Origin of the sequence: Polystyrenella longa (genome assembly GCF_007750395.1) — a bacterium.
Taxonomy (GTDB): domain Bacteria; phylum Planctomycetota; class Planctomycetia; order Planctomycetales; family Planctomycetaceae; genus Polystyrenella; species Polystyrenella longa.
In genome coordinates this window covers 2,364,722-2,384,227 of the sequence record NZ_CP036281.1, presented here as the reverse complement: position 1 = coordinate 2,384,227, position 19,506 = coordinate 2,364,722, and the positions used below count along the sequence as shown (strand labels likewise).

Here is a 19,506-nt window from a genome sequence, read left to right as displayed (position 1 = left end):
CATCGTCCTCGTATTCCCGCTCGGCAGCATAAAACCCCGTAAAAGTGAAGCCTTCGGTGACGACCTTCATGTCAAAGGTGTATTCGGCATTTTTGATGAATATTTCCGCGGCAGTATGATGCAGAACGTGGTCAGACCGGTCTTCGTCCAGACTTCCACCGTGGTGAAGTCAATGGCGAAGATAACTTCCCAGTGAGCTTTCAGGAACGTCTGCCAGGACATCGAAGTGGGACGGTCTGGTGCAGGCTCGATACCGTTCGCCTTGAGCACATTGCTGACAGTCGTGTCGGTGATGTGAAAACCAATGTTTGCCAGAGCACCTTGAATTCGATCAGCTCCCCACGTGGGATTCTCGTTCGCGATCCGCAGAATCAATTCGACGATCTCTGTTCAGATACGAGGTCGACCAACACATTTCTTCTTCGATGAGTAGTCCCATTTCCGGGCAATCAACTCCCGGTGCCAACGAAGGATTGTATCAGGAGTAAAGAGCGTGCCGAGTTCACTTAGCAACTTTCGACCAAGTTGCTTTCCTTTGACTGCCAGGCGACGACGTTCATCGTCGTTCTGCAGGATTCGTTTCTTGCCAATCTTATTCCGGAGGATGTTATTCTCCGTCTGCAGGTAGTCGATCACATGTTGCTGTTCACGAGTCATACAACCAACCATGGTGAGCAGGAACAGATACCAGGGCTGCATCTGTAATTCCATCAAATCAGTTACCAAAGTACAGGGGAAGGTGACTTTGGAACTCTAACCGCTGACCGTCAGTATCAAACCATGAATCAAGAATTAATGACCTCTTCCTCAATCAGAAATAACAGTCACACTGATTGTTCTGGCGAACAAAGTCAGGAGATCGTCCGAGAACAGGGGTAGCTCGTCTCTCTCAGACACCTTATTTTGTAGAGTATTAAGTTCGGCTGAGTTTTTTTTCGGTACGGGACGCTATTCTCTGTTTTCAAATAATCGATCACACGTCGCTCTTCGCGATTCATCCAGCTTGCGAGCGTGAAAACCAGCAGGTGCTAGGCAGCACCAGGAGTTCATGAAAACGGCTCCGAAGAGAGGATGGGAAAATAACTCTGAAACTTTAACCGATTAATAGGTCGGCTGATTCAGAAATCAAATGTTGGCATATAAAGGGAGCGGCCACAATTAATCATTAATGCAACTGAGGTGCATTGCCTGTTGACTTATCAACACCCCGTCGTTGTAATGGTTTAAGTCAAATAATTCGTCCTATTGCGGCACTATCAAAATCCCTCCTGCGCTCATTCATAGCTTCTTTCCCCTGGCTTTGGGTTCCCGACTCGCATGATTTTCATTTCACACTTGACGTCTTTTCTACGCGCCCGTAAACGCCATGCCCGTAAGCAGATGTCGCACCTAAGTCAGTGCACCCAAGCTTCCACTTGGCACCAGTTAGATCGTCTTGAAGATCGAGCGATGTTATCGGCGGCGGTTCTGAATACGAATCCGGTGATTCAGTCGATGAACGAACCGGCGAATACCAACATAGAAATCACCTTTGAAGAAGCCATTCTGAGTCAATCCGTAGACTCAGCCAGCATTCTCGTGAGTGGTTCCCAATCTGGTTTGATCGATCCGTCAAGTACTTTTGAAATCAATGGTTCCACGATCACAATCAATCCTGTGAACGATTTTTTCACTGGAGAAACGGTACGCGTCATCGTGACCAATAACGTTGAAACGACAGCAAATGAACCGGTGGTTCCCCACGTATTTGATTTTCGCGTAGGCGCTACCGCTGGCTCTACTTATTTCGTTGAAGTGAATTCCATTTTGACAACCGGCCGTGCTTATGACGCAGAAGCCGCTGATTTCAATGGAGATGGACAGTTGGATGTGTTTGTACTAACCCGGGAAGGATTCGATATTCTCGAAAACGACGGGGCGGCGCAGTTCTCGACCATATCTTACAACTCGTCTCATATCCAACCTGACCACAGACTAGGATACTATCATCAGATAGTGGATTTCGATACTGATGGTGATTTGGATCTCATCCTGAATTTGGAGGCTATGGAAGGAGATGATCAACTCCGTTTCTGGCAGAATGATGGAACTGGTCGCTTTACAGACATAGGTTCCCGACCGCTGGGATTTAATATCGATTCATCGAATTCTCCAGGACCAGTCAGGGCCGACGACTTCAACGCTGATGGTGTAATCGACTTTGCCTTTGGCCAAGGTTTTCAGACATTAATCAGTAACACTGCAGGTGAGTACGATACCGTTAGTGCAACAGATGAATCTTTCCTGGGTCTCACTTCAGGAGATTTCGATAACGATGGAGATCTCGATCTATCAGTAAATTCCAGATACTCAATCATAAATGACGGACTGGGGAATTTTGATTCTCCCTATTCCGGTGTTGCGAGCCGAGAACGAGGAGTCACCGGTGATCTCAATAGCGATGGCTTTCTGGATTTAATTACCTACAGTTTTTATGAAAGTCGTGTAAACGTCTTCCTTAGTAATCTTGAGGGCGACCAGGTAACTTTCACTTCACCTTATATAATAAGATCATACGAAAATACTGTGTCTGATATCGATCTTGGAGATTTCAATGCCGATGGTTCTCTTGACGTTTTTATCAATAATACCAATCTCTGGGAGGAACTGTACTACAATGATGGCTCCGGAAACTTAGACACGACTTACGAAGAGCATTTTTCAAAGGGCGTCTATTCGAGATATGGGCAAGCTCTCGGGGACTTCGACGGAAACGGATCCGTTGATATTTTCACGATTGGCGATAGTGACCATTATCATCATCAAGTTTTTCTGAACAGCCCCAACAACGATCTGTCAATTTCCAAGACTTCTGATCAATCTGTCGTTAAGCCGGGAGACGAACTGACCTACACGATCACGGTCAGGAACAATGGCGACTATCTAGTCGAAGATGCCCTTGTAACCAATGATGTTGGGAGTATTCTGGAAGATATATCCTGGACGGCTGACTTTAGTACCGTGAGTGAAGGGACTCGATACGGGTCGGATTCAATCAATGAAATATTGTATCTCCCCTCTGGCGCCGTCGTAACTTATACGATTTCAGGACGCGTTCGAAGTGACGTACGAGGACTGAATACCAATGTGGCGACGGTGAACTCTCTGGATTTCACTGATCCTCTTCCGGAAAACAACCAAGACGCAGACAGTGATCTCGTTTTCCTCTCGGGTAGGACAGGGGTAACGAATTTTACTGACAGTGGCCAGTCGCTAGGAGGCAACCAACTAACGGAGAAAGTCAATACCGGTGACTTAGACGGAGACGGTGACCTCGACGTAATCGTTTCCAATCGTAGTACCGGCGAGTCAGCAGAAATCTGGTGGAACAACAGTAAGGGGGAGTTCACATTACAGGCGGATGCACTCGGAGATTCCCTTAGTTTCTCAACATCAATCGGTGACGTCGATCATGATGGTGATCTGGATGTTTTCATGTCCACCCGACATACCCCTCAAGAACTATGGCTCAATGATGGCTTCGGTAGTTTTATCAAGAGCGAACAGGTCTTCCCAATTGGATGGCCGATTGAAATCGACATGGTGGATATCGATGGGGACCAGGATCTGGATCTGGTATTCTATAGCGATTCAGTGGTAATTTGGCAGAACGATGGGTTCGGACAGTACAATCTGTTTGATACTTTGGAACTGGAAGAAGATGTCCACTCCGCAGGCATTGCTGACTTGGACGGAGACGGCGATCTCGATCTCATAATTGGACAGGATGAACTGTACCCTGTTTACGTATATCTGAACGATGGTCAGGGCCATTTAACGGATAGCAACCAGCGGCTCGGAAACCGTCGCACCTTGCGTATCGAACCAGGAGATTTCGATGGTGATGGAGACATCGATTTCATCGCCGGTAATTATTTCGAAGAGGACGATGAGGTCTCTCTGCAAGAGGCGGCCTCTAAGTTGTGGATCAATAATGGTTCTGGAATCTTTACAGAGCATGATGAAGAAATCGAAACTCCAGACCTCCTTTCAATTACCAGTGCAGACTACGATCATGATGGCGACCTCGATTTGTATTTTACTAACGAGTTGAGATCGGGCGTTTCAGGAAATGAACTGTATTTGAACGATGGATCAGGCTCATTCACCAAGGTCACGGTTCAAAAATCCATCTATTCGTCACATTCAGCCACTTCCGGCGATTTCGATAACGATGGGGACCTGGATCTGTTCGTTGGATACGTGAATGGTCCTGGCAAAGTGTGGTTCAACGGAAATCCAGCCGACTTGGCGATCACCAAATCATCCAGTCAAGTCGCCGTAACAGCTGGGGGAACAGTCACCTATTCCATCACCGTCTCTAATCACGGTCCATCTGCTGTTACCAATGCGCTCGTAGAAGATCACTACACCGAATTCCTGGAGGAAGTCACCTGGACTGCAGTTGCTAGTGGCGGGGCTGTCGGAAAAATCAACGGTGAAGGAGACCTTGCGGAATTCGTCGACCTGTTGGCCGGCTCAACAATCACCTACACCGTATCTGGTAAAGCTCGTTACGGTGTGCAGACCGTCATTACCAATACTGCCTCCATTCACGCTGCCAGCGCTGTTGAGACCAACCTCGATAACAACAGCGACTATGATAGCGATATTGTCGTACTCGGAGCGGGATATGGGCTCGCCTCCTTTGTTAGCAACGGTCAAGAATTGACTGCGGGCGACAGTCACGACATTGAACTCGCTGACCTCGATCATGACGGAGACCTCGACGCCATCGTCGCGATGCACGATGTCCCATCTCTGGTGTGGATTAACGATGGGACTGGTAGGTTTTTCGACAGCGGACAATCCCTAGACAGTGGTTCAGGGATCGCAATGGGCGATATTGATGACGATGGTGACATAGATGCTTACATCGTGCGTTCTAATACCTTCCAGACAGATTCGTTTGATAAAGTCTGGCTGAATGATGGTCAAGGGACATTTACAGATAGCGGGCAGAAGCTTGGTTCTGCCCTCAGCAGAACAGCCCGTCTTGCAGATTTGGATGGCGATGGTGATCTCGATGCCTTTGTTACCGTCGCTGGAACAACAGTAGGTCACCAAGTTTGGATGAATGACGGAGATGGCGTATTTACTGACAGCCTACAGTCGCTCCGTATCCCCAACGATGGCAACAACACGACTCCCTGGGGTCTTCAACTTGGCGACTTGGATGGAGACGGAGATCTGGATGCGTTAGTCACCAGCTATGGGACTCGCGATGCCGTGTATAAAAACGATGGTCAGGGAATCTTCTCCTTTCACCAAACCATTCACCTTCTTCCCAACGAGACCTTGGGAGTCAGCCTCGGCGATGTCGACAATGACGGTGATCTGGATGCGGTAATCGCTAACAAAACAGGAGGCAACCTCGTTTACCGGAATAATGGCAGTGGTTCATTCGCTGACAGTGGGCAACGTCTGGGAATACGTGAGACGACAGATGTCGCATTGGCGGATCTGGATGGCGATGGCGATCTTGATTTTTACGCAGTGAATTCACTCACGATAGTAACAAATGATTATCAGCCTCAGCGCGGTGACAAAATCTGGATCAATAATGGATCGGGACAGTTCAGCACCGGTAATCAATCTATCTCCGCCGAATATGGTAACGCAGTTGCTTTGGGCGATCTTGATCGTGACGGTGATATCGATGCATTCACGGCTAACTGGCTTATCGGGGACGGAGGACAGGATGAAGTCTGGATGAATGGTGTGGAGGGAGATCTTGCGATCCGTATTGTTTCACCTCAAGTAGAAGTGTCACTAAACGAATCGATCAGCTTTACTATTATTGTGAATAATCCGGGAGATTCCGATGCTCACAATGTGCTTGTAAAGGATCTCTATTCCCACATTTTCAGGAATGTCACTTGGACTGCGACAACAACTGGAGGGGCTATCGCCAACACGTCAGGGGTAGGCGACATCAATGAACGAGTTACTTTGCCCTCCGGTTCCACTATCGAATATCGCATCGACGGGACAGTGAAAGAGGATGTAGGAAAGCGAATCGTACATGAGGCACGAGTTGAGGGTCCAAACATTTATGACGTGAATCCGTTAAACAATAAAGCCTATGATGGAGATTCTGTCGTCGTGCCAGTTTCAGAGGGAACAGCATATTACGAAGATAACGGGCAATGGTTGGGGAGAGTAATGGCAAGGCAATTGGAAGTTGCCGATCTTGATAATGATGGGGACCTTGACGGATTCGTCCTAAGCGAAGAAGGGAGTCACATATGGTTTAATGATGGTACGGCACGGTTTGAGGAAATAGAAAGTCCCGAGTTAAACGCAACATCTGGTGAATCGTTTATCCTGATCGATCTGAATGGAGACACTCTTCTCGATGTATTAATACAAGGTGAGCAAGTGCGTCGCTTTTTAAACTTCGGAAATGGAGATTTCAAAGAAGCTGAGGGGGTGATACACCCTGAGAAGATTCCCTTCGTGAGTATGGATGTCGCCGATCTGGATCAGGATGGAGATCTCGATCTATTTACAGCAACTCCTGAAGAGACCCAAGTCTGGATGAACGATGGCGTCGGGGAATTTGTATTAACAAGCCTTAATCCGATGATTCGGATTTTCTCTCAGAACTACTTTACTTCCTACTACCAAGTTCTCTTGGGAGACCTGGATAACGACGGGGACGTCGATGCTTTTCTGCTAGAATATTCCCAGAATCGAATTCTTCTGAATGATGGCAATGGAAGTTTTTCACATTTTGATACAAACACAGGACTCCAAGGAAATTTATACGATATTGCTCACAAACTGGCTGATATCGATGGCGATGGCGATCTCGACCTGATCCGTTCCGGATTTGGATACGAGATTATAGTAATCCGAAACAATGGTTCACTTAATTTCAGTAAAGAAAGACTTCTAGGAACATCTTCTTACTACGGCGAGACAGAATTAATTGACTTGGACTTTGACGGCGACCTTGATCTCGTCACAGATAATCCGAACCAGGCGATATTTCTAAATCAGGGAACAGGGGCTTTCAGCGCGTCACCATTAAAAGAAGGTAGCCCGAAAGGAGATCTGACCGCCACCGGTGATCTTGATAATGATGGCGACATTGACTTGTTCCAGTCATTGCGAGGTGGAAACTTGGTCTACCTTAATGATGGCGATCTGAATTTCTCCATTTCGGATCAGGTTCTGAAACAGCAGAATCAATTAGGTACATACAATTTATTTGATACATACAATAGATCCAAAGTGGCTCTAGGGGATATCGATCAGGATGGCGACTTAGATGCTCTTATTGGTCCATACATTGGGCGCTACAGTCGTGATTTGTCTTTATGGATTAATGACGGAACCGGAAAATATTTCGAACAGGAACTACCCCACGAAGATCTGTATGTCGGATTTATTCGGAATGTGCTGATTGAAGACGTTAACAATGATGGCCTTCTAGACCTCTTGGCTATCACTGCAAGTGGAGGTGTTTGGTATCCGAATTATGGCGATGGAACCTTTGGCGAAATAAGAATAATTGAAGGATTGCCGTTCGCTTATGGTAAGTCATTCGTCGTTGATGATTTTAATGGAGATGGTTTATTCGACATTTCCTATCCGGTCAGCGGTTACGACACCATTATGTATCTCAACAATGGAGACGGTTCATTTCAACTCTCAAATCAGGAGCTAGGTTTCAACTCTAATTTTGCTACTAGTGGCGATTTTGATGGCGACGGTGACATTGACTTTTTCCAAGTTTACAACAACGACGATGAAAGTACTCCCTCCTTATTTCTCAATGATGGTTTCGGCAATTTCACCCCGACTGGCTTACGTTTCATTGGTAAGCATGTCACTTCAGGAGACGTGGACGGAGATGGTGATCTCGATGTTCTGTATGTATCTCAAACCACCTCTGAAAATCTGATGTACTTGGCGAATTCAGGCGCAGGAAGCTTCATTGAGTCTTCCAGCTATTATGATTATCCAGAAGTAGACGACCTGAAACTGGCCGATATTGATGCAGACGGAGACCTGGATGCTATTGTCCGCGCGGACGATGAAATTATCCTCTTCCTCATGGGTACTTCAAATCAATTCATTTATAAACAGACAATTGAAACTGGTCCTGGTCTCTTTTTCGAAATAGGCGATCTTGATAATGATGGTTCCATCGATCTCTTCGTTGTGAATGACTATATTGGTCACCATGTTCTACTTAACAGTAAGTTACCACTACCCCTGATGCTGGGATTCGATGCTGGGGATACGGCTGGACTGAAGATCAATGATCTCGAACGCGTGACGGTTCAATTGATCAATCAGAATGATCAGCTAGTAATGGATAACCGGAATCTCAGCGGATTAAGCACGGCTCTTTTCGAATCTAAACAGCCACTCCCCGCCACCTTCGAGATGTCGGCCGAAGTCACTTCTGTGGGAGGGCCTAATCGGTGGTTGGATGGGTTCCTGATCTTTGATTACAAAAACGAGAACGACTTCAAGTACGCTGGCATGTTCACCGGGCAGAATCAGTGGGTCATTGGTCATTATCAGGGCAACTGGGGGAATAAACTGTCCGTCGTTGATTGGGACGACAGTGGGCAATTCATCTCGGTCAACAGAGCTTACACACTCCATCTCCGGATTGAGGGTTCTACCGTCAGCCTGATGGTTGATGGGTTACCCGTGACTTCAACCACCTTCGCCCAACCGCTGAATCAGGGACGTGTCGGGCTTGCGGCTCACAATGCCGTGACGCGGTTTGATAACTTTGAAGTGGCTGAGCAGGTCTCTACGGGAGCACCGCAACCGCTGCCATTTAAAGAAAACTTTGAAGATGGTTCCGCGGACGGATTTTATTATCCTCTGTTTGATAACTGGGCCGTAATCAACGGAGCAGGGGGGAAAGTCTTCCGTATTAATAACTCGGGCAATACCAACCTGGGTATCACCTACATGCCTCTGCCTGAGGAGACACCCGCCGCATTTGAAATGTCGGCCCGGATGTTATCCATTCAATCTGGATCAGGTTGGCAGGATGGATTTGTCATATTCGATTACAAATCACCCAAGGATTTCAAATACGCCGGGATGTTCACTGGTCATAACCAATGGATGATCGGTCACTACCAGGGCAACTGGAACAACAAGCTCTCCGTCGTGGACTGGGATGATTCGGGTCGGAAGATTAATCCGAATCAGTTCTATACTGTTCACGTTCGTATCGACGGGGCCACCGCCCGCCTGTCTGTCGACGGGGAATTCATCACCTCGGCTACCTTCAGTAACAATGTGAATACCGGCGCCGTCGGTTTAGCCGCCGATCGGGCCTTTACCTGGTTTGATAACTTCGAAGTCGCCGAGAAAGTCGACGCCGGCGCCCCCACTGACTTGCCGTTCTACGAAGACTTCAATGATGGTTTCTTCAACCAGTCGGCCTATCACCAGGGCTCACTCTGGACCGTCGCCGGACCGGCGGGGAGTAAGTATCTTCAGATCGACGCGTCGGGCAACAAAGGGCTGGGGGTTGCCTTTCTGAACAACGACTGGTTGTTACCTAATCAGTTCGAGTTCTCGGGACAGATCACTTCGATGGGAGGTACCAACCGCTGGCTAGATGGTTTTCTAGTTTTCGATTACCAGAGTCCCAACGACTTCAAATACGCCGGGATGTTCACGGGCCAGAATCAGTGGGTCATCGGCCACTACCAGGGCAACTGGAACAATCGACTGGCTCAAGTCGACTGGGATGATGTCGGTCAGAGCATTAATGTAAACACCGCCTACCAACTCCATCTTTCCGTTGATGGAGACCATGTCGAACTCCGAGTGAATGGTCTCTCCATAGCGGATGCTACCTTCACCAGTGGGATTCAGCAGGGGACCATCGGTGTGGCGGCTCATAATGCCGTGACCCGGTTCGACAATTTAATGGTTGATACGAATGTCTCCACTGGAAAACCGGTATCGATACCTTACCTGAAAAACTATAACGACAGGCTCGCCGACCATACTTATTACAACAATCTCGTTTACTGGGGGTTCGCGAATTATGGTGGAAATCAGGTCCTGCGGGCGAACAGTTCCGGTTCCGAGAAGAATGCAATCGCAACAGTTCCAATCGATAATCCCGATGGAGAACCACTCGAGTTCTCTGCCGACGTGCGCTCCAACCAGTCCACCAATGGTGGCTGGAACGATGCATTCCTCATCTTCGACTATAAGAATGAGAACGACTTCAAGTTCGTCGGGTTCTACACGGGCCGGAACGAATGGGTGATCGGCCATTACCAGGGCAACTGGAACAATGTGCTGGCAACCCGAGGCTGGAACAACGAAGGGAAGCAAATCAACTTCAACCAGTTCTATCATCTCGATGTTCGACTCGATGGTGAAGAGGCGACCCTATTGGTGGATGGAACCGCACTGCTCGCGTTTTCTTTTGACTCGAATATAACTCGGGGAGCCCTCGGCTTCGCGACAGCCAACGCTTTCAGCTGGTTCGACAACCTCCACGTCCAATCTATGGCCCCCGTCGGTTCACCAATATCCGACAACCTCTTTGCCAGCTGGGAAGAGGAATCAGACGGAGTGCTGATTTAGGGGGGGGGGTTACCTGAAATGTTACCTGGGCAAGAGTTGAACACCCTGTATTACTCATCGCAGAAACATGCTCATTTGAACATTGCTTTCTAATTCAGAGAGCGGGATTTTCTTAGTCTCAAGGATTTGATCGACGGCAAACACTAACCGCAAATATATTCAGCAAAATTGAAAACGATCGATTTACGCTGTAGGTGTATTAACACTAAAATCTGGTCACTTCCAGGACCTGTGGTTCAAATCCTGTCATCCCGAGTTGCGGACTATAGGTGAACCCGCCGACCAGACCTCAAAGATTGAATCACCAAATCAGCTCTCTTGGCGAATTCTCGCCCACACATCTACCCATACCGCTTGTCTTCTTTTCACAAATTCCACGATCGCGCTAGCGATATTAAGAAAACACGGGAACCCATACTGAACGGGTCCCGGCGTTAAATTGATGAGCAACCGCGGATAATCCGCTTTCACCTGCTTACGCTGGAATAAATCGCGTCAGACAAGACCTCGGCATTTCGACCAACATAATACTTAAGCGTCGTATCGATACTTTCATGCCTCATCATTTGCATCAGCACTTGGGCGGGCACGCGGGTAGACCATCGTTCTCCGAAGGACTGACCTGCCCCCATGAATGACACCAGTCACATGACTTAGTGTTCGACTGTATCAGGGGACAGCTCTATCCGCCGGCGTGAGCGTAGCGATGCAGGCGGATAGAGCTGTTTCGTTTCGGGCACCGGCGCTCGGTAAGCCAGGGAACTATGTGGTCGGATCGTGTTGTATTCTTTTCGCCAACGTTCGATCAACATTTTCGCTTCCAATAACGTATCGAAGATCTCGCCATCAAGCAATTCGTCTCGAAGCTTGCCGTTGAACGATTCAATGTAACCGTTCTCCCAGGGGCTCCCGGGCTCGATGAACAAGGTCCTTACTTCCACTTTCTGAAGCCACTCACTAACTCGTTCGGCGGTGAATTCCGGTCCGTTGTCACTCCGAATATGATCAGGCACCCCACTTCTGATAAACAGGTCACTGAGACGTTCCAGAACGTGTTCGCTGTTGAGTCTGCGTTCCACATCAATCGACAGGCATTCCCGCGTGTACTCATCCAGGAGATTCAACATCCGGAATGCACGACCATCGTGCGTGCGGCAATGCACAAAATCGTAACTCCAGACATGGTTCTGGTAGCTTGGTCGAAGCCGGACACAGGATCCGTCGTTAAACCACAATCGTCGTCGTTTAGGCTGTTTATGAGGGACTTTTAACCCTTCCTGTCTCCAGAGCCGTTCGATGCGTTTATGATTCACCTTCCATCCTTGCCGGCGCAGCAGTTCTGTCACACGACGATAGCCATAGCGGCCATACTGTGTTGCCAGTTCCACCATCTCCCGAATCAGTCTCGGTTCGTCAGTAGGAACAGCCCGCTTTCTCCGTTGAGTCGTGCGAGACTGTCCCAGTACGCGACAGGCCCGGCGTTCTGACACCCGGTCCTGTCCTAAAGCATCCCGTACGAAGTTCACCACCTTGCTCCGTTTCGCAGGGCTCAGAAGTTTCCCGAGGAAGCTTCCTTCAAGATCGCTTTGTCGAGCTCGGATTCAGCCAACAGTTTCTTGAGGCGTGAATTCTCTTTCTCCAGTTCTTTCAAACGCTTCGCCTGATCCATTCGCAGTCCGCCGTATTCCCGCCGCCATTTGTAATAGGTCTGCTGATGAATGCCGAGCTTTTTGCACATCAGCGGGATGGTCATCCCCTGAGAGAGATGGACCTCCGCTTCCCGGAGCTTGGTGATGATCTGTTCGGATGAATGTCGTTTTGCGGGCATGAGGGCCTCCTTTTCTGATCCAGAACCCTGAATTGTATATCAGGATCTGGCCTCGCTTATCGTCGCCAGTCTTCACGACCGGAGACAACAGTTACACTGAATGTAGCGGCGAGCGTTGTTGCCAACTCGTCTGAGAGTACATGACGTAGGTGTCTCCCAGATGCCTTAATTTGTTGTGTTTGAAGTTCGACGGAGTTTTCTTTTAGTAAGAGATTTCCCGAAAATTTGCCAAATGGCGTGGCTGATGGTGATTTCTATCGCAACTAAAAGACAGGGCTGCGTGTGATTGATCGCACCACTAAATTCCAATCCAGCCATCCGGGAAGGCTAAACCATGCGAAATCGATACGGTATTTGTTTGCTGCTGTCATTGCTGATCGCTACCCCCTTTCTATTGTGGGCACAGCCTCCCTTTGGCCCACCCGGCGCTGGAAGACAGGGTGGAGGTCCCGACGGAGAGAAAATAGAACTTCTCGACAAATTCGATCGCGATGGAGATGGCTGGCTTAAAGCTGAGGAAAGTTCCTTAGCCGCTAAATACCTTCAGAAGAATTCTTCAAGGCGTGGCCCTGTTGACCCTCACTTGGATCAGAAGTTTGGTCCGGGAGGAGCCGATCGCCACAATGAGGAAGAACGTCCTACTCTTCGAGGTAATCGTCGCGGCTTTGGTCCTCCCGGGAGGATGTCTCCCGGGAGTTTTCCTCAAGCTGGCAAGGTGAAAGCTGGAACTCAGATCAGTAAGGAGAGCGTGAGTCCTGTGGAAGGGGATTTGTACGATGTCTCCATTCTGCGGACCATTTTTATTGATTTTGAAAACAACAATTGGGAAAGCGAACTCGATACGTTTCACAATACAGATGTCGATATTCCTGCGACGTTAACAGTCGACGGAGAGGAATTTCCAAACTGTGGAATTCGATTTCGAGGATTGTCTTCTTATCACATGGTTCCAGCGGGTCTCAAGCGGTCGCTGAACGTGTCGGTGGACAGTACCAATTCAGAGCAAAGAATCGGTGGATATAAAACATTGAACCTGCTGAATGGTTCCAGTGACAACTCAATGATGAGCACTGTGCTCTATTCGTATATAGCTAATAAATATACCACCGCTCCGAAGGCGAACTTTGTTCGAGTGGTGATTAACGGCGAGGACTGGGGGATCTACACGAATGTGCAACAGTTCAATAAAGATTTTCTCAAGGAAAACTACGGCTCTGGAAAAGGCGCCCGCTGGAAAGTGAGCGGTTCCCCCCGGGGAGGAGGTGGACTCGATTATCGAGGAGAGAACTCAGAGGATTACGCATATCCGTATGAACTCAAAAAGGGTGACGAACAGGATGTCAAAAAACTGATCGAACTCTGCCGAATTCTTAATGAAACCCCAATCGATCAATTACCGGAAAACCTGGAACAGCGGGTTGATGTGGACGAGCTACTCTGGTTCCTTGCACTCGATAATGGGTTCATCAATTCCGATGGATACTGGATTCGCGCAAGTGACTACAGCATTTACCTCGACAAGGAAGAGCTCTTTCATTTCATACCTCACGATATGAACGAAGCGTTTCGAGGAGCCGGTGGGCCGGGAATGGCCGGCCCCGGAGGTTCGCGACGTGGTGAAGGTCCGCACGGTCCAGGTAGGCCGGGTGGACCCCCTGGGTTCGGTGGACCACTTGGAAACGGAGGTCGTCCTGATTTTCGTCAACGACGTGGCAACGGTCGGTCCGAAGTTGCAGGTCGTCGAGGGGTAGAGCTGGATGAGACCGCTTCTCCATTAGAACTTGATCCCTTGGTGGGAATGGACGATCCCATGAAACCACTGCGAAGCAAGGTCTTACAGGTTCCGAAATATCGAACGCAATATCTGTCAAACCTGCAGACTCTTGCGAAGGAAACACTTACTTGGAACGAACTGGGCCCCTTTATCGAATCGCAGACGAGTCTGATTGACGAGGCGATGAAAATCGATACACGCAAACTGTGTACCTACGAAGAATTCCGTGAGGCAGTCAGCGCGGAACCGGTTGTGGCTCAACCCCGTGACAATCAACGAAGAGGACGAGGACATGGTAGCATGAATCTCAAACAGTTTATTGATGGTCGACAGGAATTCTTGACTCGAAGAACGGAAGAGCTACTGCAACAGGTTGGAAGCGTTCGTAGCAACTAATTGCAGTGGGCTGAAGTATCTATGACAATCTGTCTGAAAAAGAAGGGGAATGTATGTCCCGGAACCATAATGAAATTAACAGTGATAAAACAACGGGTCCTGTAAAGCAGCAACAGACACGAATTGAACTGAAGTACCTACTGGACAATCAGCAATCCTGTGCCATCAAAGAATGGGCGAGAAAACATCTCGATTCGGATCCAAACTGTGTTCCGCGGGGACATGACCACTACGACGTATCGACGCTTTATTTTGATACTCAAGAGTTGGATCTGTACCACCGCACTGGCCGAGTGGGCCGGACAAAATATCGAATTCGAGGATATAATGACCGGGAAACAGTCTGGTTAGAGACGAAAACAAAAAAGAAGGTTGTTGTCTCCAAGAATCGCTCCGCCGTATCTACTGAAGAATTCGATCGGTATCTGGGTCAACAGAATTCAAGTGGAGCGAGATTGGAAGAACCTTGGAGTGGCCGCTGGTTCCAGGATGGACTTTCGGAGCATCTGCTGATTCCGATCGTACAGATTGGATATCAACGATTCGCCAGACTGGGAGTCTTCGATGGTGAAGCGATGCGATTGACGATCGACAATCAACTGGAAGCTTCGCACGCCACTTCCAATCAATTGAGAACACCTTCCCATGAGAGATCCATTGCGACTCCTGACATCCTGGAACTGAAGTTCAATAACCAGATGCCGGCCCCGTTCAAGCAGCTATTAAGCCTGTTTCCGTTGACACTTCATGGGTTTTCGAAATACCGAACTGCAGTGGAAGCGTGCGGAATCTTCTCACAAGTACCGGAGTATCATTCTTGTGCCTGACTGGATGCCCTCTTTTTCAGAAGACCTGAATATCTCCGCGTCGACCTTAATCGTCCGTCTATTGCTGGCGTGGATAGGTGGAATTGTAGTTGCGGGAATTGCGCGTGGTGGAATTCGACAGACACCGGGAGACTCGTTGTCGCTGACACTGGTACTGATGAGTATACTGATCGCGATGGCGACCCAGATCATTGGTGACAACATTGCTCGGGCGTTCAGTCTGGTGGGCGCACTTTCAATCGTTCGGTTTCGAACTGCGGTGCCCGCGACACGCGATGTCGCATTTGTACTCGCCGCTGTGATTGTAGGGATGGCTATGGGTGCGGGACAATACTGGGTATCCGGGTTCGGGTTACTCACGGTTGCAATTGCCACGGGCCTCAGTAACAGGCAGGCAGGGAGTCTCCAGCATTCAAAGAAATATACTGTCTCGGGTAATTTTAAATGGAGACTGTTGCTGCAAGTGAGTTTGCATCAGGCTGACGGGTGGAGCGACAGAGTGGAGCCATTGGTTTCCGGTTATCGACTTATCTCCGTCAACACCGTCCGTCGCGGAAGCGCGCTGGAAATGATTTATGACTTCGAGCCTCTGGAAGGCGTGGATGCAACACGGTTGATTTCGACATTGAATGCTCTTCCCGGAGTAGAATCGGTCACCGCCCGCCAAAACAGTTGATATCGGATTCGGAAATAGTCCAGGTTTCCCGGCGATTGCGGAGACTACAAAGTAGAACCCATCCTGAAACCCGGTTGAGACTGAGTTAAATCCTACCATACTTGACCCACCAGAGGGATTCAGGACCGTTTATAAGAGATCAGCACCTCGAATGAGGTTATGCACAAACTTTCCTCAAATAACTTCGTTACATAAGAGCGCCAAACATGGGGGGCTCCTCGTGTTGAGCATACTTAATCGTTAGGGGCGCGGACCGCCAGGTCGATTGGGTCGGAAAGGGGGGCCATTGCGACGTTCGAACTCGAACGGTTCCCCAATCAAGACCTCCCATTTCCTCTGCTGAACTGGTGAAAGGCTGGCCAGTATCTCCTTGACCGTTTTTTCGACCGTATCCTCATGATGTCGGTCAGTTGGGGGTTCACCTGGCGGCCCTTTTGGACCCCGTTTATGAAATAGGTTCTCTCCCATCGGTGGACGATTCGATTCAATAATTCGATTGATCTCGACTCGTTGCTCCGAGGTCAAATCGAGTGCATTCATGATTTCTGAGGTTTTGAAAGTGAAGGGCAAACGCTGTTGCCGCCCAATCTGATGCAGACGCTCGATCTGCATATTGTCGAGACTCAGGCTCAAGTCTTCAATAACCTGTTTGAATTGGTTCACGTTCTCATCGCTGGAATCTTCAATGGTTCGCCGATAAGTATCGAACTCGTTTATCGATTGCACGATCTTGTTAGCAGTTTTCTCGGAAACGTTGACTTCCTGTCGAATCTGGGGAACTTCGAGCAACATGAGTGGCATTACCCGATTCAAAAGTTCCAGTTCAGAACTCAATCTGGCGATGTGTGCCTTAGTTGTACTGACCACATCAGCCAGTTCCGGATCATTTTCTCGTTGTTTCAGGAACAAGGTGTAAAAATCGACCGCTTTCTGGAGAAACTCCTGTCGCAGTTCCTTAAGTTCTTCCATCTGGAAAAATGGTAAACTGGCCTCGCTGAGGTCGATGAAGGAGTCAACGGTATTCCTGGCCTGTCTGTAATTGTCTTCCGCGAGTTCTCTTTGTTTTCTTTCGGCTTGCAGGGCCAGTTCTGTGCGACGCTCTTCTTTCAAAACAAGCAGGGTTGTTGCTCCCAACCCGAGTGTTGCCAGAAACAGAATGATGCTCACAACGGCCACAAGTCCACTGTTCCGCCGTCGCCACTTTGACAGTCGATCAAATAAAGTCGGCGGACGTGCCTGTATCGGTTTGTCTTCGATCCAGCGTTCAAGGTCATCTGCCAGGGACTTTGCGTCGCGGTACCGATCCGCGGAATTCTTTGAGATGGCTTTCATCACAATCGTATCGAGTTCCGATGGCAGGGCAGGGTCGATACTGCGAGGGGATACAGGTTCCTTTTCCACAACATGGTTGATCAGGTCCCGGTAACCGTCTCCCACGATGGCTGGGTGCAATGTCAGCAACTCGTACAGGGTGACTCCCAACGAGTAGATATCTGTTCGATGATCGATCGCTCCCTTGTTCCCCGCCGCCTGTTCCGGTGACATGTAGCGGAGCGTGCCCATCGGGTCACCCGTGCGGGTCAAACCCGTATCGAGTGCCTGAACCTGCGCGAGTCCAAAGTCGGTCACCCATATTTTACCAGTAGAATCGAGTAACAGGTTGGCCGGCTTAATATCGCGATGTACCACGCCGTACTGATGCGCATGTTCGACGGCGAGTGATGCCTGATGAATCATGCGTACGACAGACCTGTAGTAATGTTGTCGGGTGGCGGTATCGCTACTCAGAACTGTTGAGTATTCGAGCCGACCCGTTTCAATCTGGCTTTGCTCCTGTGCACCGACCGAGTGAGAAACAGACTTTTCTTCCTCGCGACTAGTCGATTGTGAGTGGTTCGAAGAAAGGTGTTCCAGAGAATTGACTTCTCGCATTTCTTGAATGACATCAGATAACGTCTGTCCATTGATCAACTGCATCGCGTAATAATGGACTCCGCGATCAACACCCACAGCGAATACAGGGACGATATTTGTATGGTGCAGACCAGCAGCCGCATGGGCTTCGTTTCGGAATCGTTGCAGGCGTACTTCGTCAAAACCGCTGGCGAGAGGAAGAACTTTGAGGGCAACATGTCGACCGAGGGAAAGTTGAATCGCCTCGTATACGACTCCCATTCCACCACGGCCGATTTCTCGCACAATTTGAAAATCACCGATGGGCTTACCAACGGTCGCATAATTGCCTTTTTCTTGAGATGATTCTGAAGGCTTATCTCCGGCATGATGAATGAGTGCCAACCCCTCCAACGCAGGGCGAAGTACGGCGGCGATCTCCGGCCACTGGTCTAGGTAGACTTCCAGTGGCGGCGCGTCTCCCTCTTCGATCAGAGACATATAGTGCTTAACCGCGTGTACAAGTGCGTCATCACTAACATCATCTAGCGAGGCATCGAAAGAGGAATGACTGTGCCGGGAGTCATCGTGTTTCATTCTGCATCCCCCACATTCTCTCGGAGTTTTGCAAGTGCGCGGACCCAAAGTTTCTCGACAGCGTTGACAGTCTTTCCCATTAAATGAGCGATCTCTTTAAAACTCATGCCTTCGATGTTGCGCAGTACAATGACACGTCGATAATCATCAGATAATTTCTCCAATCCTTCCGCCAACCGCAGAAAGGCCTCATTTCTCTCGAAATTCCCACTGGGGGACGTGATGTCTCCAGCGATACCTGATTGCAGAAAGTTCGAAACATTCGTAAGGCTATGATTGATGTTCTGTTCCAGGCGGGGATCACGCTTTTGAGTACCGAGATACTTTCGTAGATGCATTGCGACGATATTGGTCAGAATTCCCCGCAGCCAGGCAGTGAACTCGTCAATCGTCTGCCCCTTGAAGTTCGCGATATTTCCATGGGCCGCGAGACAGGCTTCTTGAGCAAGGTCGGAAGGGTCTGCTTTGGCTTGCATATGGTGATGTAACTGCGTGCGTGCCAGAAAGACCAGATACCTGCGGAAGACCATCAATAGCTCACCAAGTGCTTCACTATTCCCTTGGCGAGCAGAGTCGATCAACGGCTCAAGTGGTCCAGTTGTCAGGTACTCGTCGTCGGTCAAAAGAACCTCACTGTGGAGTCAGGGCAGACTCTAGCCTCATCGGGCCTTCATTAGTGACTTGGTCAGGAGAATTGCCATTATATAGCACGTTGCAACCCCAATCAAAAACCGCCCAAAAAAATTTCTCTTTTTGCAATTTTGTAAGATTGACCGAAATTTGTTAACGGTTGTCTGGTCAGGAGTTAGATAACCTAGGGACCTTCATTTTCAGTTTCAGATGACAGAAGCCACTTGTGTATAAAGACTTAGACAATTTCTCGATA

At 48.9% G+C, this 19,506-nt stretch carries 9 protein-coding genes; 4 read left to right on the top strand and 5 right to left on the bottom strand.

Going from position 1 to position 19,506, the window contains the following annotated elements:
• Window positions 1-66: 66 nt before the first annotated feature.
• Window positions 67-375, bottom strand: a complete 309-nt coding sequence (locus Pla110_RS08890) for a hypothetical protein (protein WP_144995263.1) — start codon at window positions 373-375, stop codon at window positions 67-69.
• 15 nt (window positions 376-390) lie between these two features.
• A complete protein-coding gene (locus Pla110_RS08885; RefSeq protein ID WP_144995261.1) occupies window positions 391-699 on the bottom strand; it encodes a hypothetical protein in 309 nt (102 codons plus the stop codon).
• Window positions 700-1,317: 618 nt separating this feature from the next.
• Here Pla110_RS08885 and Pla110_RS08880 point away from each other — a divergent pair.
• The gene (locus Pla110_RS08880) at window positions 1,318-10,629 is read left to right on the top strand and encodes an FG-GAP-like repeat-containing protein (protein ID WP_144995259.1); all 9,312 of its coding nucleotides are present in this window, start codon (window positions 1,318-1,320) and stop codon (window positions 10,627-10,629) included.
• Window positions 10,630-11,282: 653 nt separating this feature from the next.
• On the opposite strand, the gene Pla110_RS08875 is transcribed toward Pla110_RS08880, so the two are convergent.
• Window positions 11,283-12,457, bottom strand: a protein-coding gene (locus Pla110_RS08875; RefSeq protein ID WP_231742957.1) for an IS3 family transposase whose coding sequence is annotated in 2 segments (ribosomal slippage) — window positions 11,283-12,193 and window positions 12,193-12,457 — 1,176 coding nt in all. Because the reading frame shifts where the segments join, the coding sequence is not laid out codon by codon here.
• A gap of 334 nt (window positions 12,458-12,791) precedes the next feature.
• Here Pla110_RS08875 and Pla110_RS08870 point away from each other — a divergent pair.
• From Pla110_RS08870 to Pla110_RS08860, 3 genes are read left to right on the top strand one after another with little or no spacing between them, the layout of a single operon-like run.
• On the top strand, window positions 12,792-14,627 hold the full coding sequence (locus Pla110_RS08870; protein ID WP_144995257.1) for a CotH kinase family protein: 1,836 nt from the start codon (window positions 12,792-12,794) through the stop codon (window positions 14,625-14,627).
• A gap of 53 nt (window positions 14,628-14,680) precedes the next feature.
• Window positions 14,681-15,454: a polyphosphate polymerase domain-containing protein gene (locus tag Pla110_RS08865; RefSeq protein WP_144995255.1), complete on the top strand. Its 774-nt coding sequence runs from the start codon at window positions 14,681-14,683 to the stop codon at window positions 15,452-15,454.
• The gene (locus Pla110_RS08860; protein WP_144995253.1) at window positions 15,447-16,130 is read left to right on the top strand and encodes a DUF4956 domain-containing protein; all 684 of its coding nucleotides are present in this window, start codon (window positions 15,447-15,449) and stop codon (window positions 16,128-16,130) included. Before Pla110_RS08865 ends, Pla110_RS08860 begins: the two co-directional genes overlap by 8 nt.
• 240 nt (window positions 16,131-16,370) lie before the next feature.
• Here Pla110_RS08860 and Pla110_RS08855 read toward each other — a convergent pair whose 3' ends face one another.
• Together Pla110_RS08855 and Pla110_RS08850 are read right to left on the bottom strand one after the other, a co-directional pair.
• Window positions 16,371-18,620, bottom strand: a complete 2,250-nt coding sequence (locus tag Pla110_RS08855; protein WP_144995251.1) for a serine/threonine protein kinase — start codon at window positions 18,618-18,620, stop codon at window positions 16,371-16,373.
• Window positions 18,617-19,243, bottom strand: a complete 627-nt coding sequence (locus tag Pla110_RS08850) for a sigma-70 family RNA polymerase sigma factor (RefSeq protein ID WP_197440605.1) — start codon at window positions 19,241-19,243, stop codon at window positions 18,617-18,619. Before Pla110_RS08850 ends, Pla110_RS08855 begins: the two co-directional genes overlap by 4 nt.
• Window positions 19,244-19,506 lie beyond the last annotated feature (263 nt).